Below are 23,776 nucleotides of genomic sequence, written 5' to 3' on the forward strand. Positions count from 1 at the left end.
CGCGCACCGTCTCGGCGGCCGCGGTCGACGGGTTGTGGGTGCTGTCACCGGAGTAGACGGCGGTGATGGTGTGGTCGCCGTCGGTGGTGAAGGTGTGGCTCAGGGTCGCAACACCGTCAACGACCGGAGCGGAGCCGATCACCTCGGTGCCGTCCCGGAACTCGACCGTGCCGGTGGCGGCGTTCGGGCTCACGATCGCCTTGAGGTCGACGGCGGCACCCACCGCGGCGGTCGCGGGCACGGCCACGGTGGTGGTGGAGTCCACGACGACGATGTCGGTCGAGACCTCGACGGTGCCCGGGGCCGAGGTCGACGGGGTGTGGGTGGCGTCGCCGGAGTAGACGGCGGTGATGGTGTGGTCGCCGTCGGTGGTGAAGGTGTGGGTCAGCGTCGCAACGCCGGCCGCGACCGGGGCGGTGCCGAGAGGCGTTGCACCGTCCTTGAATTCGACGGTCCCGGTCGCCGTGTTCGGGGTAAGGGACGCGGTCAGGGTCACCGCGGCGCCGGTCTTGGCGGTGGCGGGGACGTTCACCGCGGTGGTGGTGTCGACGATCACCGGGTCGGTGGATACCTCGATGGTGCGTGCGGCCGAGGTGGACCCGTTGTGCCCGGCGTCGCCGGAGTAGACGGCGGTGATGCTCCGGGTGCCATCGGCGGTGAAGGTGTGGCGCAGGGTTGCGCTGCCAGCGTCGACGGGGGCGGTGCCGAGGGACGTTGCACCGTCCTTGAATTCGACGGTTCCGCCAGCACCGGCGGGGGTAACCGTTGCGGTGAGGTCCACCGCGGCCCCGGTCTTGGCGGTCCCGGGGACGGTCAGCGTGGTGGTCGAGTCGACGATCACCGGGCCGGGGTCGTTGACGGTGATGGTGGCCAGCGCCCCTGCACCCGCATTGAGCCCCGCCGACTGTCCGTCACGCGGCGTGCACCGCGTCGGAGCCCACTGTGTGCTCCCCCAGAACGTCGCGCGCGGCAGGAACGAGTAGTAGTTCTCGTTGTTGTTGTACGCCGCGGCGCTACCGGCCGTGCGGACCTTCGGGGTGATGGTGCCCGCCCCGCTCGCGGTGACTGTGACGTCGACGGCGGGGAGCCGGAACCAGCTGTCGCCGCCGGTGCCGTTGCCGTTGAGATCCTTCTTCAGCTTCGGCGCGCGGATCCCGCCCTCGCTGTTGGTGCTGTTGTTCGCGCCGTTGGCGATGACCTGGTTGTCGCCCGACAGGCGCAGGATGCTGCCCGCGGCGTCCGCGACGCCGGAGGTGTTGACTCGCAACACGCTCGGGGCGACCCCGTCGATGTTCACGCCGGTGCCCGGGACCACGGCGGCGCTGACGAAGGTGGCGTTCGCGGGGATCTCGTAGTCGACCTTGAGTCGCGAGATGTTCGTGGTGGTCGCGCCGGACTCGCTGTCCGGATACGACGAGCCGCCGGGCTGGATCCGATAGGTGAACGTCTGCCCGACGTCCACCGAGGCGGGCGCATCGACGGTCATCGAGGTCGCTGCCGTCTTGTGCACCGTGAGGGTTGCGCTGGCCTGGCAGGCGTTGGTGAACGGTGTCGTGGTGGGTGCGGCACCTGCCGGTGCCGCGGTAAACACCATGCCCGCGACGACCGCGGCGGAGGTGATCGGCACGGCGATGCGCCGTGCACTCGGTGTGGACATCGAGACTCCTTGTGCCCCGTCGGTGCGATCCGATGGGCCTGGGCTGGGCGAAATTCACAGCAGCATGCCAGCGGGGCCGCGAGTCCGTTGCGGTTTCGAGATAATCGTCGGGCCGAAGGCGCTATCCCGGTGCGCAGCCGACCAGCTCCCGGCGCATGGCGTCGTGCTCGGCAGGCGTCACCCACAGTGCGTACCGCGCCTTCACCGCCACCTGACGGGCAAGGTACATGCAGCGGTAGGCCTTTCGGGGTGGGAGCCAGCTGGCCGCATCGCCGTTCCCCTTCTCTCGATTCACCTCGGCGCCGACCGCCTGCAGGTTCAGCGGGTCGTTCGCGAAGGCGGCCCTCCTCGCCTCGTCGAGCTGTCGCGCACCCGTCTGCCAGGCGTTCGACAGCGACACCACATGGTCGATCTGCACCAGGGGTGAGGTGTCACGGCCGGACGTGAATTCGTGTGTCTCGCCGGTGTACTCGTCGAACAGCACCCCGGACGTGACCTTGCAGCCGCGGCTCCGCCCGCGGGTGACGACCGCCGTCAGATCGCGGCGCAGCACATCGTTGCGGGTATCGCAACCGTTGTGTCCGCCCTCGACCGTCACGTCGTCGCTCCACGCCTGACCGAATGCCTCCCGGTCGTAGCCGGTGGCGGGTGCGCGACCCTGCACCGGCAACCTCGACAGCAGAGTCAGCGCGTGCGCCGGAGAGGCGGCAGGCGCGGAGATCGCGGCACCGCCCGGCGGCCGATCGGCAGGCGCGGAGCAGGCACCGGGCAGCAGCGTCAGGCACGCCGACAGCGACACCAGGACGGTGCGGCGGCGTCGGGACGAGACGGCGGTGATCGGCTGCTCCTCGGGTCGGTCCGGAGGCCCCACTATGCTCGCGCGCACCGACACGGCCCCGGCGATCCCGCTGGCGCCGAGGGGCGTCCGGGAGTCCTGCGGGTCGGGTCGGGCACCGATAGCCTCGGCATCATGCGAATCAAGATGTGCGGCATTCACGTCATCGACCCGGCGTCGGCCTTCGACTTCTACACGACGACTCTCGGGTTCGAGGAACTGCTCGCGATGCCCGACCACAATCTGTTCATCGTGAAGTCGCCGCAGGATCCGGACGGTGTCGGGCTGCTCCTCGAGCCGAGCGACAATCCGGTCGCCACCGCCTACCGGGAGGGCGTGTACGGGCTGGGGTTGCCGTCCATCGTGTTCGGTGTGCCCGATGTGCGGGCCGAGTACGAGCGGTTGATCGGGCTCGGCGTCCGCTTCACCGGAGAGCCGACCGTCGATCCGTCCGGGGCGTCCGCGGTCTTCGACGACACGTGCGGCAATCTCGTCCAGATCCATCAGGACTGACCTCCGCGGGGGCTCCGTGAACGCCGCGGAGCCCGGCGACTACCGTCTTGTCAGACAACCGGAGGAGTTGGAAGGTGGACGTGGTGATGGATGCCGAGGGCGTGGTGTTGTCCGTGCGAGGTGCGAGCGTGGTCCGGCAGGGGCGGGCCCTGATCGGCGCAGTCGACGTCGAGGTGCGGGAGGGGGAGCAGTGGGCGCTGCTCGGCCCCAACGGTGCAGGCAAGTCCACCCTGCTCGCGCTGTGCGGTGCCCGGCTACATCCGACTCGCGGGACGGTGCACGTCCTCGGGCACCGGCTTGGCCGGGTCGACATGCGGTCGCTGCGCACCCACATCGGGCACGTCGATCCGCGGTCGCGGATCGAGCCGCACCTCACGGTCCGGGACGTCGTCCTCACCGGCCTGCATGCATCGGCCGACCTGCCGAGGCGGTGGGCGCCGTCCACCCCCGAATCCGACCGGACCGACGACCTGATCGGCGCGCTCGGCCTGCGGGCCCGCGCAGCCAGTCCCTGGGCCGTCCTGTCTCAGGGCGAGCGCGGTCGTGCCCTCATCGCCCGCGCCCTCGTCACCGAACCGGACCTGCTGCTGCTCGACGAGCCGACCACCGGACTCGACGTCGCGGCGCGGGAGATCCTGCTCGACGTCCTCGCGCACCTGCGAGTGCTACGCCCGGCCCTGGCGTCGGTGCTCGTGACGCACCACCTCGAGGAACTGCCCACGTCCACCACGCACGCACTCGTCCTCGCCGAGGGGCGGGTCGTCGCGTCGGGTCCGGCGGGGCGGGTCCTCGACTCCGACGTCGTCTCGCGGGCGTTCGGGCACCCGATCCGGGTCGAGCGGACCAACGGCCGCTGGTCCGCGACGAGCGCCGCCCGCGTTCCCTGACCGGCCCGCCAACGACGAAAGCCTCCATCCGAATGAATCGAATGGAGGCTTTCGAATGACCGTCGGGGTGGCGGGATTTGAACCCACGACCTCTTCGTCCCGAACGAAGCGCGCTACCAAGCTGCGCCACACCCCGGTCTTGCCGACCGCCCGTTCCCGGGCAGCCAGCAAAGCTTAGCGCACGACTGCCGAAGAACGCGAAACGCCTGGTTGGACCCCCTGTTTGGGGTCCTTGTCCGCGGTCGGTACCAGCGTCAGCAGCGTCGCCTCGGGGCGGCAGCAGAACCGCGCAGGCGCGTACGGAGAGGTGCCGATTCCGGCCGACACGTGCAGCTGCATGCGCGCACCCCACCGGGACGGGCCCTTCACCCGCGACCGGTCGATCTGGCAGTTCGTCACCAGCGCGCCGTAGAACGGCAAGCACAGCTGTCCGCCGTGCGTGTGGCCGGCGAGGACCAGGTCGTATCCGTCGTCGGCGAACCGATCCAGCACCCGCGGTTCGGGGGAATGCGTGATCCCCAACGTCAGATTCGCCGCCGGGTTCGGGGCCCCCGCGATCGTGTCGTAGCGGTCCCGCTTCAGGTGCGGATCGTCGACGCCCGCCGTCGCGATCCGCACGCCAGCGACCTCAAGCTCCCGGCGGGTGTGCGTCACGTCCAGCCAGCCGCGCTCGGTGAACGCGGCACGCAGGTCCTGCCACGGCAGCGGCTCGCCGAAGGTCCGCTTGTGCTCCTTCTTGAAGTACTTGAACGGATTCTTCGGCTTCGGCGCGAAGTAGTCGTTGCTGCCGAAGACGAACAGCCCGGGCCGGGCAAGCAGGCTGCCCAGCGACTGCACCACCGCGGGCACCGCGCGCTGATGCGACAGGTTGTCGCCGGTGTTGACGACCAGGTCCGGTTCGAGTCGGTCCAGCTCCCGCAGCCAGTTCTGCTTGAGCTTCTGCCCCGGCATCATGTGCAGATCGCTCAGATGCAGCACCCGCAGCGACGACGACCCCGGTTCGAGCACCGGCATCGTCACCTCGCGCAGGGTGAAGGCGTTCCGCTCGATCAGGGACGCGTAGCCGACGCCGAGGGCCGCGGCACCCGCGAGTCCGGCAGCGGTGCCACGGAGGACGGTGCGTGGGTTGTCAAACACCACTTCAGGATACGCAGCGCCCGCAATCGACATGCGCGTCGCCGGGCGGGGCGCGTAGCGTTCGAAACCATGTCCGACTCCACAGTCACCCTCAAAGCCACCCTCCGCGCCGACATGACGGCCGCGATGAAGGCCAAGGACACCCTGCGTCTGCAGACGCTGCGGATGGTCCTCGCCGCGATCCAAACCGAGGAGGTCGCGGGCAAGGAAGCCCGCGAACTCAGCGACGACGATGTCCTCAAGGTGCTCGCCAAGGAGTCGAAGAAGCGCGGGGAGGCCGCCGAGATCTACACCGAGAACGGGCGCGGGGAACTCGCCGCGAATGAGCGCGCCGAGGCGCAGATCATCGACGGATATCTCCCGACCCCACTCACCGACGCCGAGCTGGCGGACGTCGCCGACACCGCCATTGCCCAGATCGCCGAGGAGATCGGTGCCCGCCCGGGGATGAAGCAGATGGGTCAGGTCATGAAGGCCGCGACCGCCCTCGCCGCTGGCAAGGCCGACGGCTCCCGGGTCTCGAAGGCGGTCCGGGACCGGCTGTGAGCGCTCCGCGCCTGTGCGTGATTCGTACCCCCATCGGGGTACGAATCACGCACAGTCGCGAAGCGGCTGGTCAGCGGGGGAGGGGGAGCGGCAACAGCTCCGGCAGGCTGGGCAGCTGGATCGGAAGCTGACCGAGACCCGGTGCCGGTCCGGGACCCGGCGCGGGGGATGCCGGGGCCGGGGCGGCGGCCCGCAGCGTGCCGTCGCTGACGTACAGCGTGACCGAGGAACCGGGGACGGCGGACCCGGCGGGTGAGGAACTCAGGACGGTGCCCTTCGATCCGTCACCCGCGGTGGACACCGCGTTCACGCCAAACCCGGCGGCCTTGAGCGCCGAGGTCGCCCGCGCCTCGCTCATGCCCGCGACGTTCGGGACCTGCGCGTTCTGCGACCCGCGCTGGTACTTCGGGTCGATCGGCGGCAGGGCGGTCGGACCGAACCGGTCGACGATCGGTCCCATCGCCTTGAACCAGGCGTGCGCCGGTTCGTTGCCGCCGAAGACGTTGCCGTCGCCGCACTGGCGCAGCGGCGAGGTGCAGATCTCCCGCGGTGTCGGCGAGTCCGCGTAGACGTACACGGCCGCGGCCAGGTTGTTCGTGAAGCCGAGGAACGCCGACGACATGTGCGACTCGGTGGTGCCGGTCTTGCCGGACATCGGCAGCGTCCAGCCGTTTGCATTCGCGGCCGCGAACGACGTGCCACCGGGCTTGTCGTCCTTGCTCATCGCGTTCGCGAGGGTGTCGGCCAGGCCCGGCTCGACCACCTGCTCGCAGGCCTGCTGGGTGATGGACACCGGCTTACCGTGCCGGTCGAAGATCGAGTCGATCGGCGTCGGCGGGCACCACTTGCCGTGCGAGGCGAGCGTCGCGGCGACGTTCGACAGTTCCAGCGGATTGATCCAGGTGGGGCCGAGGGTGAACGAGCCGAGGTTCTGCTCCTTCTGCATGTCGGCGACCGACTGGCCGTCGCCGTACCCGGACGTGCCGGGCTGCGTGTACGAGCGCATGCCGAGCCGCACCGCCATGTCCACGGTCGGGGTCACCCCCACCGACTCGATCAGCTTGACGAACGCGGTGTTCGGCGACTGGGCGAGCGCATCGGTCACCGACAGCGAGGCCGGGTACTTGCCCGCGTTCTCGACGCAGTACGTGGCTGCCGGGCAGCCCCGCGCGCCGCCGTTACCCATCCCCTTCACCTCGACCCGCGACGGAACCTGCAGGACCGCGTTGGTGCCGAGGCCCTTCTCCATCGCGGCCGCGGTGGTGAAGACCTTGAAGATCGAGCCTGCGCCGTTGCCGACGAGCGAGTACGGCTGCGGCTGCACCGTTTCGTTGACGGCCCCGTTGAGGCCGTAGGCGCGGCTGCTGCTCATTGCCAGCACCCGATGCTGGTCCTGGCCGGGCTGCACGACGTTCATCACCTCGGCGACGCCGTCGACGTCGGGGCGGGCGGTCGCCGTCAGGGCGGCGTGCACCGAGTCCTGCACCGCGGGGTCGAGGGTGGTCTTGATCAGCAGACCGCCCTTCTCCACCTGTTCGCGGCTGATGCCCGCGTTGGCCAGGTACTGCAGGGCGTAGTCGCAGAAGAAGCCGCGGTCGCCGGCGGCGATGCAGCCGCGGGGCAGCGACTTCGGCTCCGGCAGCACCCCGAGCGGCTCCTGCTTGGCCGCGCGGATCTCGTCGGCCCGGTCCGGGATGTTGACGATCATCGTGTCCAGCACGGTGTTCCGGCGCTCGAGGACGCCCTCGGGGTTGGTGTACGGGTTCAGCGCCGAGCTGGACTGGACCATGCCGGCCAGCATCGCGGACTGAGTCAGACCCAGGTCCTTCGCGTCGATGCCGAAGTACGTCTGCGCCGCGTCCTGGATGCCGAAGGACGCGTTGCCGAACGGAACGAGGTTCAGGTAGCGGGTAAGGATCTCGTCCTTCGTGAGCTTCTTGTCCAGCGTCAGCGCCATCCGGATCTCGCGGATCTTGCGGGCGGGAGTGGTCTCGATCGCGGCCCGTCGCTCGGCATCGGTCTTCGCGACCACCAGCAGCTGGTAGTTCTTCACGTACTGCTGATCGATCGTCGACGCGCCCTGCTGCACCTGACCGCTGGTGGTGTTGGTGAGGAAGGCGCGCACGGTGCCCTGCCAGTCGACGCCCTGGTGGTCGGCGAAGCGGCGGTCCTCGACCGAGACGATCGCGAGCTTCATGTCGTTGGAGATCTTGTCGCTCGGCACCTCGAATCGGCGCTGCTCGTACAGCCATGCGATCGGGTTGCCATTCACGTCGACCATGGTCGACACCGCGGGGACATCCCCCTCGACGAGCTCGGCGGAGACGTTGTCGACGGTGTCGGCGGCGCGATTCGACACGATGCCGAAGCCGCCGGCAAGGGGGAACATCACCCCCGCCAGGAGTGCGCCGGCCAGAGCCGTGCAACCGGCGAGTTTCGCGACTGTTTTTGCGATGGGCACTCCGACAGGGTACGTGCCCGTCCCGGTCCGGCTCCCGTGCGCAACCAGCCGATTCGATCTGGATGCACGTCCGTACCAAAAAAGTGCGCTCAGGTCTTGCGCAGACCGTTATACATTGCCTAAATTGTGACCCAGTGTGATTCAGATAACACTAGATCGGGAATGTGGTGCGCCTCGCCATGATAGGGCTGGGCACGCGCACTTCCGGAGCGTCAGCGAGGGCGACGCTTGTACTGCAGGAGGGGCAGAAGATGACCGTGACCACCCCGGGTCGCCGGTTGGACGTTGAAGAGGCCGAGGCCCGCATTGCGTGGGTTACGCAGGCACGATGCCGCACGGTCGATCCTGATCAGTTGTTCGTTCGCGGAGCCGCGCAGCGCAAGGCGGCCACCATCTGCCGGCACTGTCCGGTGCTGATGCAGTGCGGAGCGGACGCGCTGGACAACAGGGTCGAGTTCGGAGTGTGGGGAGGCATGACCGAGCGTCAGCGCCGCGCCCTGCTCAAGCAGCATCCCGAGGTGGAGTCGTGGGCGGACTTCTTCTCGGCGCAGCGAAGCCAGGCATCCGTCGTCTGAACCCCCGTCATCCGAACGGGTGAACCTTCGGCCACCGGCCGGGATCCTCAGTGGATCCCGGCCGGTGCGCTGCGTGGGTGCCGGCCCGCCGCCCAGGAGTATGCTTGCTGATAGGCAACTAATGTCAGCGAGGCGCACATGACCCCTGTCCCCACCGAGGACGACGTCACCCGGCTCAAGGTCGCGCTCGCCCGGATCTCCCGCGTCGTCGACCGGCGGGTATCCGGTGGCGGGCTCACCCGCACCCAACTGGCGGTGCTCGGCACCGTCTCGCGGATCGGGCCGCTCGGTCTCGGGGCGCTCGCCGAGGTCGAGGGGCTCAATCCGACGATGCTCTCGCGTGTGGTCGGCAAACTGGAGGCGGACGGGCTGCTGCGTCGCAGCGCCGACCCGACGGATCGGCGCGCCGCCCGGGTCGAGGCGACCGACGCGGGCGCGGACCTGTCCCGCCAGCTGCGCCGTGAGCGCACCCGACTGTTCGCCGACGCGCTCGGCAGGCTGCCCGATGGCGACGCCGACGCGGTCATCGCCGCGCTGCCCGCCATCGAGGCCCTGGCCAGGGAGATCGCGGCGCCGACGCCGTGACCGCGCTCGCCGACTTCCGTCGCGATACGTTCTCCTCGCTGGCCATCCCCAACTATCGCCGCTACTACACCGGCCAGGCCGTGTCGATGATCGGCACCTGGATGCAGTCGGTCGCGCAGGCCTGGCTGGTGCTGCAGCTGACCGGGTCCGGGACGGCGCTCGGGTCGGTCGTCGCCCTGCAGACCCTGCCGGTCCTCCTGTTCGGCCCGTACGGCGGCGTCGTCGCGGACCGCCTCGACAAGCGCAGGCTGATGATCGGGCTGCAGTCGATGATGGGGCTGCTCGCGTTGGTCCTCGGCGTGCTCACCGTCACCGACACCGTCGAACTCTGGCACGTGTACCTCCTCGCGTTCCTGCTCGGCCTGAACAACAGCTTCGAGAACCCGGCGCGGCAGTCGTTCGTGCTCGAAATGGTCGGGCCCGAGGACCTCCGCAACGCGGTCAGCCTCAACGCGGTGCTGGTCAACGCGGCGCGGGCGGTCGGCCCCGCGGTCGCAGGCCTGGTCATCGCGGCGGGCGGGCTTGGGGTCTGCTTCCTCGTCAACGCGCTCAGCTTCGTCGCCGTCGTGGTGTCCCTGGCCAGGCTCGACGTCGCCGCCCTACGCCCGTCGCCACCCGCACCGCGGGAGGCGGGACAGCTGCGGGAGGGTCTGCGCTACGTCGCCCGCACCCCGGAACTGCTCGTGCCGCTGCTGATGATGGCGCTGGTCGGCTGCCTCGCCTACGAGTTCCAGGTGGTGCTGCCGGTCCTCGCCCGCGACACCTTCGGCGGCGAGGCCAGCGTCTACGGGTTCATGACCGCGGCGATGGGGGTCGGTGCGGTGCTGGGCGGACTGGCCGTCGCGGCGCGCGGACGAACCGGAATCCCGGCGCTGATCGCCTCCTCGGCGGTGTTCGGCGTCGCCATCGCCGCGGCGGCCCTCGCCCCGACGCTGTGGATCGAGCTGGTCCTCCTGGTCGCCGTCGGCGCCGCCAGCGTCGGGTTCCTGTCGGTCGGCAACAGCACCCTGCAGCTCGAGGCCGCACCCCACATGCGCGGGCGGGTGATGGCGTTGTGGTCGGTGGCGTTCCTCGGATCGACCCCGATCGGCGGGCCGATCGCCGGTGCGGTCGCCGAGCATTTCGGTGGTCGGGCAGGCCTGCTGATGGGTGCCGTCGCCTGCCTGATCGCCGCCGGCCTCGGGGCGCTCGTGGTGCGGCGGCACCGGCGGGCGCAGACGGAACCCAACCCGGATCCGGTCAGCCCCGACCGGTGAGCTGATCGGCGACCGCGCGCAGCGCCGCCAGGTCGGACACCTCGAACGGCAGTGACGGCACCCCCACCACCGGAACCCGCGGGTGCGCGCCGGTGAACCGGCCGAGCAGGTGCAGTTCGCGTTGCGCCGTCCGTGCCCGTTCGGCGTGGATCCGCAGGACCGCGGCCGCCAACGGGTGCTCGCCGCGTTCCTTGAGCAGATCCGCCGCGGCGACGGCGTGGTCGGCGGGCAGCGCGCTCAACGTCGGGTGGGTTCGGTTGAGGACGAGGCCCGCGAGCGGCATGCCCTCCGCGGACAGGCGCTCGACGAAGAACGACGCCTCCCGCAGCGCGTCCGGTTCGGCGGCCGCGACCACGAAGAAATGGGTGCCCGGCGCGCGGAGTAGTTCATACGTGTGCGCCGCCCGCTCCCGGAACCCGCCGAACATCGACTCGAAGGACTGCACGAACGCGGACGCGTCCGAGAGCATCTGGCTGCCGACGATCGTCGACACCGCCCGCAGCGCCAGCCCCATCGCCCCGGTCACCAGGCGGCCGATTCCGCGACCCGGCGCCGACAGCATCCGGATCATCCGACCGTCGAGGAAGGTGCCCAGCCGCTGCGGAGCGTCCAGGAAGTCCAGGGCATTCCGCGACGGCGGCGTGTCCACGACCACCAGGTCCCACTCGTCGCTCGCCGCGAGCTGACCGAGCTTCTCCATCGCCATGTACTCCTGCGTGCCGGAGAACGAGGTGGCGACGGTCTGATAGAAGGGGTTCGCGAGGATCTGCTGCGCCTTCTCCGGCGACGAGTGCTCGAGCACCATGTCGTCGAACGTGCGGCGCATGTTCAGCATCATCGCGTGCAGTTCGCCGGTCGCGCCGGCGCCGAGGGCTACCGGCTGCGGGGTGTTGCCGAGGTCCTGAACCCCGAGGGCCTGCGCCAGCCTGCGCGCCGGGTCGATCGTCAGCACCACGACCCGCCTGCCCTCCTCGGCGGCCCGCAGCGCCATCGACGCGGCGGTCGTCGTCTTCCCGACACCGCCGGACCCGCAGCACACCACGACCCGCGATGCCGGGTCGGTGAGGATGGCGTCGACGTCGAGCGCGGCGGTCATCGGACCCCCTGCTCGGCGAGCTGATCGGCCAGCTCGTACAGGCCGCCGAGGTCGACGCCGTCGGTCAACGCGGTCAGGTGTAGCCGCGCGACCTCCAGCTTGTCGAGGTCGACCGCGCTGGCATCCTGCGCGGCCAGCGTGGAGGCATTCTCGATCGTCTCGGTGAGCAACCCGGCGAAGTCGCTGTCGGACAGCGTGATCCCGGCCGCGTCCAGACCAGCGCGGACCGCGGCGGCGTCGATGGTCCCGGTCGCGGCGGCGGCCATCGCGTCCGGCGGCAGGTACGCGGTCGCGGACCGGTTCACGATCACGGTGCCGATCCGCAGGTCCGCGGCCTCGAGTTCCTCCACCGCATCCGAGGTTTCCTGCACCGGCAGCGCCTCGAGCAGCGTCACCAGGTGCACCATCGTGTCGTCGGAATGCAGCAACCGCACGACGCCCTCGGACTGGGAGTGCACCGGGCCGCCCTTCGCCAGGTCGGACATCGCCTTCGTGACGTCGAGGAAGCTGCCGATCCGGCCGGTCGGCGGCGAGTCGACCACGATCTCGTCGTACACCGGCACCCCGTTCCGGTCGGTGCGGATCACGCACTCCTTGATCTTGCCGGTCACCAGCACGTCCCGCAGTCCCGGCGCCAGGGTGGTGGCGAACTCGATCGCCCCCATCCGCTTCATCGCGCGGCCCGCAAAGCCCAGGTTGTAAAACATGTCCAGGTACTCGAGGAAGGCCGTTTCGATGTCGAGCGCGAGCGCGAAGACCTCGCCACCGCCGTCCGCGGTGGCGATCTTGGTTTCGGCGGGCGGCAGCGGGGGGACGTCGAAGAGTTGCGCGATCCCCTGTCGTCCCTCAACCTCGATGAGCAGAACGCGGCGTCCGCCCGCGGCCAATGCCAACGCCAATGCCGATGCGACAGTGGACTTTCCAGTTCCGCCCTTGCCGGACACGAAATGCAGCCGGGCCTTATCGGCCTTCGCCGGCCACTCGTAGGCGGGTGCGTTCGCAGGTGCTACCACCCCCCGAGCCTATAAGTCGTGGCTGCGAATCGGTGCGCGACTAGGCTCTCCAACCATGAGTGAATTGACAACCTGGGAGTACGCGACCGTCCCGCTGCTCACCCACGCGACCAAGCAGATCCTCGACCAGTGGGGCGGAGACGGCTGGGAACTGGTCACCGTGCTGCCCGGCCCCACCGGTGAACAGCACGTCGCCTACCTCAAGCGTCCGAAGGGCTGAGGGTCGTGGCCGAGTGGAACGCGCGGCTCGGCGAGCTCGGGATCGCGCTGCCGCCGGTGGCCGCTCCCGTCGCCGCGTACGTGCCGGCGGTCCGGACCGGTGACCTCGTCTACACGTCCGGGCAGCTGCCGTTCGTCGACGGCGCGCTGCCGGTGTCGGGCAAGGTCGGCGGGGCGGTGGACGCGGACACCGCGAAGGACGCCGCCCGTACCTGCGCGCTGAACGCGCTGGCCGCGATCGACTCCCTGGTCGGGATCGACTCGGTGGTGCGGGTGGTCAAGGTCGTCGGGTTCGTTGCGTCCGCGGACGGGTTCACCGGGCAGCCTGCCGTGATCAACGGTGCGTCCGAGTTCCTCGGCGAGGTGTTCGGAGACGCGGGTGTGCACGCACGGTCGGCCGTCGGGGTCGCGGAGCTGCCGCTCGACGCACCCGTCGAGGTGGAGCTGATCGTCGAGGTCTCCGACCGATAGTCGACACCGAGGTCCGCTGACCGACACTGTTTCTCGTCGGCCCGCCCTCCGCACTGCGGTGGGCGGGCCGACGTCGTCTCCGTACAGTGTGCCCATGGACCTCGCACATCCGTCGTACGCGCAGCTGCGCCAGGTCACCCCGATCGCGGCGGTGATGCTCGAGCGCAATCCCGGGATGATGACGCTCGACGGCACCAATACCTGGATCCTGCGCGCACCGGGCCGCGAGGAGTGCGTGGTCGTCGATCCGGGCGAGGCGGACGAGGATCACCTGCGCAGGGTTGCGGAGGTCGGGCCGGTCGCGCTGACCCTCATCACCCACCGGCATCACGACCACACCGATGGCATCGACCGATTCGTGGAGATGACCGGAAGCCCGGTGCGCGCCGTGGACGAGGCGCTGCGCAGGCACACCGATGCGGGGCTGCCCGATGGCGAGCTGATCGAGGAGGTCGGCCTCGCGATTCGGGTGCTTCGCACGCCGGGGCACACCAAGGACTCGACGTCCTTCGTGATCGAGGGGGAGGGGTCGGTGCTGACCGGCGACACGATTCTGGGTCGCGGGACCACCGTCCTCGACGCGACCGACGGCGACCTCGGCGACTATCTGGCGTCGTTGCGCTCGCTGATCGATCTCGGGGCCGGGCGCACGGTGCTGCCCGGTCACGGCCCGGATCTGCCCGATCTGCAGGCGGTAGCGGAGCAGTACCTGGCGCATCGGGAGGATCGCCTCGATCAGGTGCGGTCCGCGCTCGGGGTGCTCGGGGCCGGGGCGAGCGTGCGCGCGGTCGTCGAGCACGTGTACTCCGATGTGGACCCGAAGCTGTGGCCGGTCGCCGAGCAGTCGGTGCGGGTGCAGCTGGACTACCTGCGCCGATAGTGGCGTGATGTCCCTCATAGTCCGGCATCGGGTGGTGTGAAAGTCGCAGCTGGCGACGGGTGAACCGGTCGAGGGCTGACACGCGACGGGTGCTTAGGCGAAGGAAATGCCCGATTCGTACCCGGAGTATTTAGTTACGGGTATAAAACTACCCAACGCCACCATCGGTGTGCGCCCTATCACAGTGATCGAGCAAGGAGCAGTACACATGGGATCCGCAGAGAATCTTCTCGAGGCCAACGGTGCGGGCTTCGGCCTGCTCGACATGCTCGCGCTGCTGCCGCTGATGAAGGCCATCCAGGGTCTCGATTCCGTCAGCGCGGACGGCTCGGCGTCCTAACCCAACACGAGTAGACACGGGAGACCAGCACATGACCTCAGTCGAGAACCTCACCGGACTGATCGATTCGCTCACCAAGTTCTTCGGCGGCCTTGCCTCGGGTTCGGCCGCCACCACCCCGCCGTCGACCGACGCCTGAGCGCGTCGGCGACAGACACTTTTCAAGGAGAGAACCATGGGATCCGTTACCGACCTGTTCGGCGTCGTCAAGGCGCTCGTTCCCGTCCTCGGGGACTTCCTGAACAACGCGGCGGGCGGCTCGCTGAGCCCCGTCGAACCGACGGAGTAGGCTCCGACGCCTGGACAACGTAAATGGCGGTCACCCGGAGAAATCCGGGTGACCGCCATTCGTCGTTGTCGGCCGGGGCCAGCTCACCCCCACGGCGCGGGGAGCGGATTCGCTCAACGCGCGCGGCGGGCCAGCCGCTCCGAGTCGGAGATGAGGACGCTCTTGCCCTCAAGCCGAATCCAGCCGCGGTGGGCGAAATCGGCGAGCGCCTTGTTCACGGTCTCGCGCGAGGCGCCGACCAGCTGGGCGATCTCCTCCTGAGTGAGATCGTGGGTGACGCGCAGCGAGCCGCCCTCCTGGGTGCCGAACCGCTGCGCGAGCTGCAGCAGCGCCTTCGCGACACGACCGGGAACGTCGGTGAAGATCAGGTCGGCCAGGTTGTTGTTGGTCCGGCGGAGGCGACGGGCAAGGACCCGCAGCAGCTGCTCGGCGATCTCGGGGCGCTGCTCGATCCACGACTTCAGCGCGTCGCGATCCATGCTCACCGCGCGCACGTCGGTCACGGTCGTCGCCGACGAGGTTCGCGGTCCGGGGTCGAAGATCGACAGCTCGCCGAACATGTCGGACGGGCCCATGATCGTCAGCAGGTTTTCGCGGCCGTCGGGGGAGCGGCGCCCGAGCTTGATCTTGCCGGACACGATGATGTACAGGCGATCGCCCGGCTCGCCCTCGTTGAAGATGACGTGTCCACGGGGGAAATCGACGGGCTGCAGCTGCTTGACCAGCGCCGCGACCGCCGAGGGCTCGACTCCCTGGAAGATACCGGCTCTGGCCAGGACCTCGTCCACGTGCGCTCCTTCATCGGAAGATCGGGTGGCGTCCGGCGCCCGGTAGGAGGCCGTATGCCGATGTCGACACGGTCAACGTGTCGACTGTTTGGTGACTATCGCTCGAAAGTCTATCGTCCCGAGCTGCAGGAGTGACGGGCGCCACGCCTGCGCGTCGCGGCCGGTGGTGGTGGTGGTGCTCCGCCGTTCAGCTCGCGCGGCGTTCGGTGAGGTCGTCGGTGTCGTCGGCCAGCCCGCGCCGACGACGAAGGTGGAAACGGGCCAGCGCTCGCGGCAGACCCTCCTGTGCCAGTGTGGCGACCTCGGCGTGGCTCGCCTTGTCGAGGAACTCCTCAACCTCCTGCTCACGGACCGTGAGCCGGCTCAACCGGAATTCCACCCGCTCCATCGCCAGCGCGAACAGCATGAGCAGCACTGGGAAGAGCACCACAGCGAGACCTTGCATACCGGGCAGTAAACACGGCCAATGTCTCAGAAGCGAAACGAAGCGCAATCGGTTGTCGGTGCCATCCGTAGAGTCGAGGGCGTGTCGACCACTGTTTCGAAGAGCCCCGTTCCGCGCGGGGCGGCGGCGTCGCTAGGGGGGCCGGAGCGGGAGGAGACCCGTCTTGCTCTCGTGCGCCGCGCCCGCCGCATGAACCGGCGCCTCGGGGAGGCCTTCCCGCACGTCTATTGCGAGCTCGACTTCAGCACGCCGCTGGAGTTGTCGGTGGCGACGATCCTGTCCGCGCAGTGCACTGACGTGCGGGTTAACCAGGTGACGCCTGCGCTGTTCGCGCGCTACCCGACGGCAGCGGACTACGCGGGCGCCGATCGGACCGAGCTTGAGGAATACATTCGAAGCACCGGCTTCTATCGGAACAAGGCGACCTCGATCATCGGGCTCGGGCAGGCATTGGTGGAGCGATTCGACGGGGAGGTGCCGGGGACGATGGCGGACCTGGTGAGCCTGCCCGGCTTCGGGCGCAAGACCGCGAACGTCGTTCTCGGGAACGCCTTCGATGTGCCGGGAATCACCGTCGACACCCACTTCGGTCGGCTCGTGCGGCGGTGGCAGTGGACCGCGGAGGAGGACCCCGTCAAGGTCGAGCGGGCGGTCGGCGAGCTCATCCCCCGGAAGGAGTGGACGCTGCTCTCGCACCGGGTGATCTTCCACGGCCGCCGGGTGTGCCATGCGAAGAAGCCGGCATGCGGGGTGTGTGTCCTCGCGAAGGACTGCCCGTCGTACGGCGCGGGCCCGACCGACCCGGTCGCGGCCGCCACCCTCGTCAAGGGTCCGGAGACCGAGCATCTCCTCGACCTGGCCGGTCGGTGAGGTCGGACGTGCGGATCACCACAACCGGGCGATGGAGCCTGGCCGCCCTCGTCGTTGTCGCTGCCCTGGTGGTCGCGATCTGGCCGCGGGGCGGCGACGAGCCGGACACCCGCAGTCACTCCGACTTCATGAGCTCGGGGGCGACGCCGTCCGCGGTCGAGCGGATCGCGGGTGACACCGACGCGGCACTCGCCGGACCGCGGGCGGCTGCCGCATTGCCGCCGTGTCCGGCCCCGGCCCCCGGTACGGTCGCCTCCGGCCCACTCGCAGGCATCGAGCTGGGTTGCCTCGCCGACGGTGGCCGGGTCGACGTCGGCGCTGCGCTGGCCGGGAAGCCCGCGCTGGTCAACCTGTGGGCCTACTGGTGTGGACCGTGCGCGAAGGAGCTTCCTGCGCTCGACGAATACGCGCGTCGCGCCGGTGACACGGTGACGGTGCTGACGGTCCATCAGGATCCTAAGGAGGGAAATGCGTTGTCGGCGCTGACGGAGTACGGAGTCCACCTGCCCGGCGTGCAGGACGGCGCGGCGCGGGTCGCTGCCGCCGTCGGCGCGCCGAAGGTGCTGCCCGTCACCGCCCTGATCCGTGCCGACGGGACGGTCGCCGCGGTGCTGCCGCAGCCGTTCGACGATGCCGATCAGATCGCGGCCGCCGTCCGGGAGCACCTGGGCGTGGTGTCGTGACCAGGACCCAGCATCCCGCTCCGGAGTGGTTGCGGCGGGTCGCCACGTTGCCGCCCAGCGGCGACGACCCGACCAACCCCGTGCTGCGCAGGCGGGCCCCCGGCGGCACCACCGTGCGGGACGCGTCGGTCCTGGTGCTGTTCGGCGGCTCGGAGGATGCCGACCCGGTCAGCCTGGGCGGACTCCCGGAGAACGCCGACGTGCTGCTGACCCAGCGGGCGGCGACCCTGCGGCAGCACAGCGGCCAGGTCGCCTTCCCCGGCGGTGCGGCCGACCCGGAGGACGACGGCCCGATCGCGACCGCCCTGCGGGAGGCTGAGGAAGAGACCGGCCTCGACCCGTCCGGGGTGCGGACGCTGGCCGTCCTGCCGGGGATCTTCGTTCCGCCGTCGGGATTCGACGTCACCCCGGTAGTCGCGTACTGGGATCGGCCGACCCCGGTCCGCCCGGTCGACCACGCCGAGACCGCTCGGGTGGCGCGAGTGCCGATCCGGTCACTGCTCGACCCCGACAACCGGTTCGTCGTCGAGCATCGGCTCGGTTACCGCGGCCCCGCCTTCCAGATCGACGGGTTCCTGGTGTGGGGCTTCACGGCGGGCGTGCTCGCAGGCCTGATCGCCGTCTCCGGGTGGGAGATCGAATGGGACCGCAACGACGTGCGTGACCTCGAGGTCACACTGGCCGAACTGGACGCGGGCGTCGCCGAGGTGCACGAGCGGTGAGCGGCTCGTCCTGGATCGATCTCGCCGTGCTCGCGATCGCGGTCCTCGCCGCGACCTCCGGGTGGCGGCACGGCGCCGTCGCGTCCGCGCTGGCCTTCCTCGGGGTGGTCCTCGGCGCCGTCGCGGGCATCCTCATCGCGCCGCACGTGCTGGTGCACGTCGACGGTGGCCGCGCCCGGGTGCTGATCGGGATCCTGCTGATCATCGGGTTGGTGATCATCGGTGAGGTCGCGGGCATGGTGCTCGGGCGCGCGGCCAGGGGCAGCATGCACAGCCCGGTCGCCCGGTCCGTCGACAGTGCCGTCGGAGCAGGCCTGCAGGGCGCAGCGGTGCTCGTCGCGGCCTGGCTGCTCGCGATCCCGCTGACCGCCTCCTCGCAACCCGAGGTCGCGGCTGCCGTCCGTGGGTCGAAGGTGCTCACTCAGGTGGACGACGTGGCCCCGAACTGGATGCGGCGCCTGCCGAGCGAGTTCTCCGCGCTCCTCGACACGTCCGGCCTGCCGGACGTGATCGGACCGTTCGGGCGCACCCCGATCGCGGTCGTCGATCCGCCGGACGCCGCGATCGCGCAGGGGCCGCTGGCGCAGCGGCTACAGCCCAGCGTGCTGCGGATCCGCGGCGTCGCGCCGAGCTGCCAGCGCGCGCTCGAGGGATCCGGGTTCGTGGTCGCGCCGCAGCGGGTGATGACGAACGCCCACGTCGTCGCGGGTACCGACCAGGTGGTGGTGGACAGCCTCGACGGCCCGCTCCCCGCGACCGTGGTCCTGTTCGACCCGCAGGTCGACGTTGCGGTCCTCGACGTGCCGGGACTGACCGCGGACGTGCTGCCGTTCGCCCCCGACCCCGCCGACACCGGTGCCGACGCCCTGGTGCTCGGCTACCCCGGTGGGGGTCCGTTCACGGCGAGCGCCGCGCGGATCCGGGAAACGCTGGACCTCAACGGCCCGGACATCTACCGGGCCGCCGACGTCACCCGCGAGGTGTACACGGTGCGCGGGTCGATCCGGCAGGGCAACTCGGGAGGCCCGCTCGTCGACGACGAGGGCCGGGTGCTCGGCGTCGTCTTCGGTGCGGCGGTCGACAACAGCGACACCGGCTTCGCGCTCACCGCGGCGGAGGTGTCGCGGCAGCTCGAGGAGGCCGGTTACGCCAGCGCCGCCGTCGATACCGGGAACTGCATCCTCTGACGCGCCTCCGCCGCCCGTGCGTGATTCTTACCCTCCCCGGGGTAAAAATCACGCACGGTTGCGGAGCGCGCCGAGCAGCGCGGCGGTGACGTCCTGGTGTCGTTCCCACTGCGGGTAGTGCCCGGCTCCGGGGACGGTGTGCAGGTGTCGGTGCGGAGCCCACCGGGTGTCGGCCTGCAACGTCGACCGCAGCACGTACGGGTCCGCGTCGCCGTGGATCTGCAGCACCGGGATCTGCAGCACCCGATCCATCGCGGACATGAACCGGCGACCGTCCGGACGCCATTGGCTGCGGAACGCCCACCGCTGGTACTCGAGCCCGCAGTGCGCCGCGCCGGGAATCTGGATCGCGGATCGGTTCCGCGCCACGACCTCGTCGAACTCGCCGTCGGCCATCAACCCCGTCGACGCCGTGCGGTCGCGGAGCAGCTGCTCGACCGCGGCGCCGCCATCCCGGATCAGTCGACGCTCGGGTCGCCACGGCAACTGGCAGGCCAGGAACGAGGGCAGCAGCGCCGACCGCTGGGGACGAGACCGGATGACCGCGCGCTTGAGCGCGATCGGGTGCGGCGACGCGAGCAGCGCGATGGATCGAACCAGACGCGGATGCAGGACCGCCGTCGCCCAGCAGACCAGGCCGCCCTCGGCGTGACCGACCAGGGCCGCGTCGGTGTGCCCGAGGGCGCGGATCAGGCCCGCGACGTCGCCAGCGAGTGTCCAGCCGTCGTACCCGCGGGGCGGCTTGTCGGTGTCGCCGTATCCGCGCAGGTCCAGCGCGACCGTGCGGTATCCGGCGTCGGCGAGCGCGGTCAGTTGGTGACGCCAGGTCCACCAGAAGTCCGCGAACCCGTGCAGCAGAACCACCAGCGGGGCGTCCGTGTCGCTCGGGCCTGCCTCGACGGCGTGGAATCGGATGCCGTTGGCGCGCACGTCGCAGTGCCGCCACGGACCGTCGATGCGGACGGTTGACGGGTCGGGGAAGGTCACGGCCGGTCGAGTCAGGGCGCGGTGCGACGCGCGTACTCGCCCGGGGTATAGCCGCCGGATCCGTGACCGGCCTCGGCCGCGGTCGGCAGCACGGTTGCGGCCTGCCGCAGCGAGTCGATGGTCTTTTCCGGCGCCCGCAGCTTGCGCACCCGGAGGTAGCCGAGCAACGCGAGCACGCCGGTGACCAGCACCATCAGCAGGAACACGATCAGGAAGGCCAGCCAGCGGGCGACCCACAGGTCGAGCAGTTCGGCGAGGAAGAAAAAGAAGAAGAACGCGCTGAACACCAGGACGGCCAACGCGAGGATGAAGAACAGCGAGCCCTGCAGCCCCTTCTTCACCTCTCCGGTGACCTCGGCCTTGGCCAGTTCGACTTCCGCCCGGACCAGGGTGGAGACCTGCGCGGTCGCGTCCTTGACCAGGTTCCCGATGCTGGCGGCGCCCGGAGCGTGCGCGTCGACGTCGGTCAGCGGGATCGACGAGATGGTGTTCGGCACCCCGTCCCCGGTCCTACCGCTGCGGTCGCTGATGCTCACGTCGAAGCCTCTCCGTTGTCGTCGTCCGGGTCGGTGGCGGCACGTGCCTGGTGGACGCGTCCCCGGCGCAACAGTAGCGCCGACCCGATCAGGGACGCAGCCAAGGATGTCAGCAGGACCGCGACCTTGGCCTTGTCCTGCTCGGTGCCCTCGAGTGCGAGTTCGGTCACGAGGAGGCTAACCGTGAAGCCGATCGCGCCGAGTACCGACAGCGCGAACATGTCCCGGAAACCGAGTCCGGCCGGTTTGACGGCGATGCCGAGGCGGACCGCCAGCCACGACAGCCCGCCGATTCCGACGATCTTGCCGAGAAGCATGCCCAGGATGATGGCCAGGGTCAGGCGGTCGGTCAGCAGCGTGCCGAGGACATCGCCGTTGACCGGCACTCCCGCGGCGAAGAAGGCGAAGATCGGTACACACACCCCCGCGGACCAGGGCTGGAGTCGATGCTCGAGGCGAACGGCAGGCGCATCCTCTTCGCCGGGATCGGGACGGACCCGGGTCAGGAGCCCGAGCGCGACGCCGGCGAGTGTGGCGTGGATACCTGCCTCGTGCATGCAGTACCAGGTGAGCAGGGCAAGCGGGACGTACAGCCACGGACTGGTCAGCCGACGATGCTGGGCGAACCAGTACCCGGCCGCACAGGCAACGGCACCGAGTAGCCACACGAACGCGATCGTCGTGGTGAAGACGGCCGCGATGATGAGGATGGCGAGCAGATCGTCGACGACCGCGAGGCTGAGTAGGAACACCCTGGCGCCTGCCGGGATCCGGGAGCCGGTCAGCGAGAGGACGCCGAGGGCGAAGGCAATGTCGGTGGCGACGGGGATGGCCCATGCCTGTTCGATGCCGGGCTGCCCCCACCCGACCGCGAGGGTGATCAGCGCGGGTGTGACGACGCCGCCGAACGCCGCGATGATCGGCAGGAGCGCCTTTCGCCGGTCGGCGAGCTCGCCGACCACGAGTTCACGCTTGAGCTCCAGGCCAGCGACGAAGAAGAAGACGGCGAGCAGGCCGTCCTGCGCCCACGCCCCGATCGTGAGGTTCAGGTGCAGCGCGCTCGGGCCGACCTGGAGGTCACGGAGTCCGGTGTAGGCGTCCGCCCACGGGGAGTTGGCCAGGATCAGCGCGAGTGCCGCGGCAGCCAGCAGGATGGAGCCGCCCACCGTTTCGGTGCGGAGGTATCGCGACAGTTCGGAGCGCAATTTTTGAATCAAGGTCTCTCCCGGTCGAGGGCATGCGTCAGCTGTGCCGACCAGACTTCCCGGCGCTCCACGGTCAATTTTAACGTGATCATTGCGGCGTCACGTCGGGTGGCACGTAGATCGAGAAATGATCGAACGGCACCTCGTCGACCGGAGATCCCTCGACGTCGAGGGTGCGGCGGGCCCGAACTCGGCTCGCAGCGAGTCGGTCGAAGGCGTCCGCGACGGACTGCAGGAGATGCGGGGGCGCGATCACCCGACCGAAGTGGTTCATCGCGACGAGGGAGACCTCGTCCTTCATCGCGGCGAGCCGTGCGGTGCTCGCTGCGAAGTCGACGAGGCTCGAGTCCTGCTCGTGGGCATAGATCGGGCCGGAGCTGACGGTGTCGCCCGCGAAGAGGACTCCGGTCGCCGAATCGTGCAGGCAGATGCTGTCGGGGGTGTGACCAGGAGTGTGGAGAACCCGGACCACCCGGTCGCCGAGATCGAACGTGTCGCCGTCCGCGACGGTCGCATCCGGGTGCCGCGGACGAATACTCCAGGTCGTGAGGTCGACGCTGCTCGGCAACGGCGCGGGGTCGCTGTCCACGTCCATCAGATGCAGGTAGTCACGGTCGACCGCTCTTACCGCCGCCGCGGCGCGCAGCATGCGGTCGGTGTGCGCGAGATACCCGGCCAGATCGTGAGAGGAGACCGCCGATGTCCAGTGTGCGGCGCCGAGCGAGTGCGCAACCACCCGGTCGAACTCGTGGTTCCCACCGATGTGATCGAAGTGGTGGTGTGACGCGACAACCAGGATCGGGACTGGGGTGATCCGCTCGATCAACGGCCGAAGGGGCATGAATCCCATTCCGGTGTCGAACAGCAACGCACGTTCCGATCCGACTATCAGCCACATCGTGACGTGCCCGGGCTCGGTGATGCTCCAGATCCCGTTCGCTACCGGGCTGACGCGGTGCCACTCGGACATGGTTCTCCTCTCGACGGGACGGCGCACGACCCACGTTCATGGTGACGCCCACCACTGAATACCGGCGAATCTCGTCCCGCGGCCGACCCGACCAGCGGCAATCGCGCTCTGCATGGCTGTGACCAGGCGATTTGCGGACTGCCGATCAGTCACGTAACTTTTGTCGAGTCAGAGCGACACGGACACCGACCCGGACCGAGAGGTGCGGGACACGAGGTTGGACGAAGGCGCCTGGCCAATCCAGAGGTTGTCGACAGGTGATACTGTCGGTCCTCGATCGCCTTTCCGATGGCGGGTTGCCCGATTTTGGTCGGGTCGCTGCGATGGGTTAGGTTGGAACAGTTGCCCCGGAGAGGCCCACTTGGTGGGTGTTGATGGTGTGTGCGTGTTCTTTGAGAACTCAACAGTGTGCCGATGAATGTCAGTGCCAATTTTTTGGTACTCCGCCCCATCATTTGTGTGGGGTGGGTATTGCTGGCTCTCTCCTTCTTCCGTCGGGGAGGGTCAGTGTTTGAATGCTAGTTTGAGTTTTTTTGCTAGTGATTTGACTCGATGTCTATGACTGATTAGCCGGCTTCGGTTGGTGAAATCTAGAGTCTTCAACGGAGAGTTTGATCCTGGCT

General features: G+C 69.4%; 26 protein-coding genes and 1 tRNA gene. 14 read left to right on the forward strand and 13 right to left on the reverse strand.

Annotated features, from left to right (window positions below):
• A partial coding sequence (locus ACFWPA_RS06430) for an Ig-like domain repeat protein (RefSeq protein WP_378569862.1) occupies nucleotides 1–1,657 on the reverse strand: 1,657 nt, incomplete at its 3' end.
• Between the two features lie 121 nt (nucleotides 1,658–1,778).
• Complete coding sequence (locus ACFWPA_RS06435; protein WP_378507713.1) at nucleotides 1,779–2,528, reverse strand: HNH endonuclease family protein; 750 nt, start codon at nucleotides 2,526–2,528, stop codon at nucleotides 1,779–1,781.
• Nucleotides 2,529–2,627: 99 nt separating this feature from the next.
• Here ACFWPA_RS06435 and ACFWPA_RS06440 point away from each other — a divergent pair, with 99 nt between their 5' ends.
• Together ACFWPA_RS06440 and ACFWPA_RS06445 are read left to right on the forward strand one after the other, a co-directional pair.
• Complete coding sequence (locus ACFWPA_RS06440; RefSeq protein ID WP_378507714.1) at nucleotides 2,628–3,005, forward strand: VOC family protein; 378 nt, start codon at nucleotides 2,628–2,630, stop codon at nucleotides 3,003–3,005.
• A gap of 86 nt (nucleotides 3,006–3,091) precedes the next feature.
• Nucleotides 3,092–3,892, forward strand: coding sequence for an ABC transporter ATP-binding protein (locus ACFWPA_RS06445; protein WP_378507753.1), 801 nt, complete (start codon nucleotides 3,092–3,094; stop codon nucleotides 3,890–3,892).
• A 62-nt stretch (nucleotides 3,893–3,954) separates the two neighbouring features.
• Here ACFWPA_RS06445 and ACFWPA_RS06450 read toward each other — a convergent pair.
• Together ACFWPA_RS06450 and ACFWPA_RS06455 are read right to left on the reverse strand one after the other, a co-directional pair.
• Nucleotides 3,955–4,028: transfer RNA gene (locus ACFWPA_RS06450), tRNA-Pro, on the reverse strand.
• Between the two features lie 38 nt (nucleotides 4,029–4,066).
• Entirely contained in the window at nucleotides 4,067–5,029 is a 963-nt protein-coding gene (locus ACFWPA_RS06455) for a metallophosphoesterase (RefSeq protein ID WP_378507715.1), read from the reverse strand.
• Between the two features lie 69 nt (nucleotides 5,030–5,098).
• Here ACFWPA_RS06455 and ACFWPA_RS06460 point away from each other — a divergent pair, with 69 nt between their 5' ends.
• A complete protein-coding gene (locus ACFWPA_RS06460; RefSeq protein ID WP_378569863.1) occupies nucleotides 5,099–5,575 on the forward strand; it encodes a GatB/YqeY domain-containing protein in 477 nt (158 codons plus the stop codon).
• A gap of 70 nt (nucleotides 5,576–5,645) precedes the next feature.
• On the opposite strand, the gene ACFWPA_RS06465 is transcribed toward ACFWPA_RS06460, so the two are convergent.
• Complete coding sequence (locus tag ACFWPA_RS06465; RefSeq protein ID WP_378507717.1) at nucleotides 5,646–8,036, reverse strand: penicillin-binding protein; 2,391 nt, start codon at nucleotides 8,034–8,036, stop codon at nucleotides 5,646–5,648.
• 251 nt (nucleotides 8,037–8,287) lie between these two features.
• Here ACFWPA_RS06465 and ACFWPA_RS06470 point away from each other — a divergent pair, with 251 nt between their 5' ends.
• The 3 genes from ACFWPA_RS06470 (at nucleotide 8,288) to ACFWPA_RS06480 (ending at nucleotide 10,452) form a co-directional block, all read left to right on the forward strand.
• Nucleotides 8,288–8,611, forward strand: a complete 324-nt coding sequence (locus ACFWPA_RS06470) for a WhiB family transcriptional regulator (protein WP_378507718.1) — start codon at nucleotides 8,288–8,290, stop codon at nucleotides 8,609–8,611.
• A gap of 138 nt (nucleotides 8,612–8,749) precedes the next feature.
• Nucleotides 8,750–9,196, forward strand: a complete 447-nt coding sequence (locus ACFWPA_RS06475; protein WP_378507719.1) for a MarR family winged helix-turn-helix transcriptional regulator — start codon at nucleotides 8,750–8,752, stop codon at nucleotides 9,194–9,196.
• The gene (locus tag ACFWPA_RS06480; RefSeq protein WP_378569864.1) at nucleotides 9,193–10,452 is read left to right on the forward strand and encodes an MFS transporter; all 1,260 of its coding nucleotides are present in this window, start codon (nucleotides 9,193–9,195) and stop codon (nucleotides 10,450–10,452) included. Before ACFWPA_RS06475 ends, ACFWPA_RS06480 begins: the two co-directional genes overlap by 4 nt.
• On the opposite strand, the gene ACFWPA_RS06485 is transcribed toward ACFWPA_RS06480, so the two are convergent.
• Nucleotides 10,436–11,548, reverse strand: a complete 1,113-nt coding sequence (locus ACFWPA_RS06485; protein WP_378507721.1) for an ArsA family ATPase — start codon at nucleotides 11,546–11,548, stop codon at nucleotides 10,436–10,438. The genes ACFWPA_RS06480 and ACFWPA_RS06485 overlap by 17 nt on opposite strands.
• Nucleotides 11,545–12,561 (reverse strand): ArsA-related P-loop ATPase, encoded by a 1,017-nt coding sequence (locus ACFWPA_RS06490; protein WP_378507722.1) that lies wholly within the window; start codon nucleotides 12,559–12,561, stop codon nucleotides 11,545–11,547. Before ACFWPA_RS06490 ends, ACFWPA_RS06485 begins: the two co-directional genes overlap by 4 nt.
• A gap of 55 nt (nucleotides 12,562–12,616) precedes the next feature.
• Here ACFWPA_RS06490 and ACFWPA_RS06495 point away from each other — a divergent pair, with 55 nt between their 5' ends.
• The 4 genes from ACFWPA_RS06495 to ACFWPA_RS06510 all read left to right on the forward strand — a co-directional run bounded on the left by ACFWPA_RS06495 (nucleotide 12,617) and on the right by ACFWPA_RS06510 (nucleotide 14,471).
• Nucleotides 12,617–12,781 carry a DUF4177 domain-containing protein gene (locus ACFWPA_RS06495; RefSeq protein WP_085999530.1) on the forward strand — a complete coding sequence of 55 codons (165 nt, stop codon included), beginning with the start codon at nucleotides 12,617–12,619 and terminating at the stop codon, nucleotides 12,779–12,781.
• Nucleotides 12,782–12,786: 5 nt separating this feature from the next.
• Entirely contained in the window at nucleotides 12,787–13,251 is a 465-nt protein-coding gene (locus ACFWPA_RS06500) for a RidA family protein (RefSeq protein WP_378507723.1), read from the forward strand.
• A 94-nt stretch (nucleotides 13,252–13,345) separates the two neighbouring features.
• Nucleotides 13,346–14,131, forward strand: a complete 786-nt coding sequence (locus ACFWPA_RS06505; protein ID WP_378507724.1) for an MBL fold metallo-hydrolase — start codon at nucleotides 13,346–13,348, stop codon at nucleotides 14,129–14,131.
• A 208-nt stretch (nucleotides 14,132–14,339) separates the two neighbouring features.
• A complete protein-coding gene (locus ACFWPA_RS06510) occupies nucleotides 14,340–14,471 on the forward strand; it encodes a hypothetical protein (protein WP_378507725.1) in 132 nt (43 codons plus the stop codon).
• 402 nt (nucleotides 14,472–14,873) lie between these two features.
• Here ACFWPA_RS06510 and ACFWPA_RS06515 read toward each other — a convergent pair whose 3' ends face one another.
• Together ACFWPA_RS06515 and ACFWPA_RS06520 are read right to left on the reverse strand one after the other, a co-directional pair.
• Nucleotides 14,874–15,548, reverse strand: coding sequence for a Crp/Fnr family transcriptional regulator (locus ACFWPA_RS06515; RefSeq protein WP_378487218.1), 675 nt, complete (start codon nucleotides 15,546–15,548; stop codon nucleotides 14,874–14,876).
• 187 nt (nucleotides 15,549–15,735) lie between these two features.
• Complete coding sequence (locus ACFWPA_RS06520) at nucleotides 15,736–15,993, reverse strand: hypothetical protein (RefSeq protein ID WP_378507726.1); 258 nt, start codon at nucleotides 15,991–15,993, stop codon at nucleotides 15,736–15,738.
• Between the two features lie 21 nt (nucleotides 15,994–16,014).
• Between ACFWPA_RS06520 and nth the strand changes: the two genes are divergently transcribed.
• The 4 genes from nth to marP are packed head-to-tail and all read left to right on the forward strand — an operon-like array spanning nucleotide 16,015 to nucleotide 19,455.
• The gene (gene nth, locus ACFWPA_RS06525) at nucleotides 16,015–16,863 is read left to right on the forward strand and encodes an endonuclease III (protein ID WP_378507727.1); all 849 of its coding nucleotides are present in this window, start codon (nucleotides 16,015–16,017) and stop codon (nucleotides 16,861–16,863) included.
• Nucleotides 16,864–16,871: 8 nt separating this feature from the next.
• The gene (locus ACFWPA_RS06530) at nucleotides 16,872–17,546 is read left to right on the forward strand and encodes a TlpA family protein disulfide reductase (RefSeq protein WP_378507728.1); all 675 of its coding nucleotides are present in this window, start codon (nucleotides 16,872–16,874) and stop codon (nucleotides 17,544–17,546) included.
• Nucleotides 17,543–18,268 (forward strand): NUDIX hydrolase, encoded by a 726-nt coding sequence (locus ACFWPA_RS06535; protein ID WP_378507729.1) that lies wholly within the window; start codon nucleotides 17,543–17,545, stop codon nucleotides 18,266–18,268. Before ACFWPA_RS06530 ends, ACFWPA_RS06535 begins: the two co-directional genes overlap by 4 nt.
• Nucleotides 18,265–19,455, forward strand: a complete 1,191-nt coding sequence (gene marP / locus ACFWPA_RS06540) for an acid resistance serine protease MarP (protein ID WP_378507730.1) — start codon at nucleotides 18,265–18,267, stop codon at nucleotides 19,453–19,455. Before ACFWPA_RS06535 ends, marP begins: the two co-directional genes overlap by 4 nt.
• Before the next feature lie 48 nt (nucleotides 19,456–19,503).
• Here the strand turns inward: marP and ACFWPA_RS06545 are convergent, their stop codons facing one another.
• The 4 genes from ACFWPA_RS06545 to ACFWPA_RS06560 form a co-directional block, all read right to left on the reverse strand.
• Nucleotides 19,504–20,442 (reverse strand): alpha/beta fold hydrolase, encoded by a 939-nt coding sequence (locus tag ACFWPA_RS06545; protein WP_378507731.1) that lies wholly within the window; start codon nucleotides 20,440–20,442, stop codon nucleotides 19,504–19,506.
• 11 nt (nucleotides 20,443–20,453) lie between these two features.
• Nucleotides 20,454–20,978, reverse strand: a complete 525-nt coding sequence (locus tag ACFWPA_RS06550) for a phage holin family protein (RefSeq protein ID WP_378507732.1) — start codon at nucleotides 20,976–20,978, stop codon at nucleotides 20,454–20,456.
• Nucleotides 20,975–22,195: a Na+/H+ antiporter NhaA gene (gene nhaA, locus ACFWPA_RS06555; protein WP_378507733.1), complete on the reverse strand. Its 1,221-nt coding sequence runs from the start codon at nucleotides 22,193–22,195 to the stop codon at nucleotides 20,975–20,977. The genes ACFWPA_RS06550 and nhaA overlap by 4 nt, the downstream gene beginning before the upstream one ends.
• 76 nt (nucleotides 22,196–22,271) lie before the next feature.
• Complete coding sequence (locus tag ACFWPA_RS06560) at nucleotides 22,272–23,153, reverse strand: MBL fold metallo-hydrolase (protein ID WP_378507734.1); 882 nt, start codon at nucleotides 23,151–23,153, stop codon at nucleotides 22,272–22,274.
• Nucleotides 23,154–23,776 lie beyond the last annotated feature (623 nt).

Origin of the sequence: Rhodococcus sp. NPDC058505 (assembly GCF_042720095.1) — a bacterium.
GTDB lineage: Bacteria > Actinomycetota > Actinomycetes > Mycobacteriales > Mycobacteriaceae > Rhodococcus_G.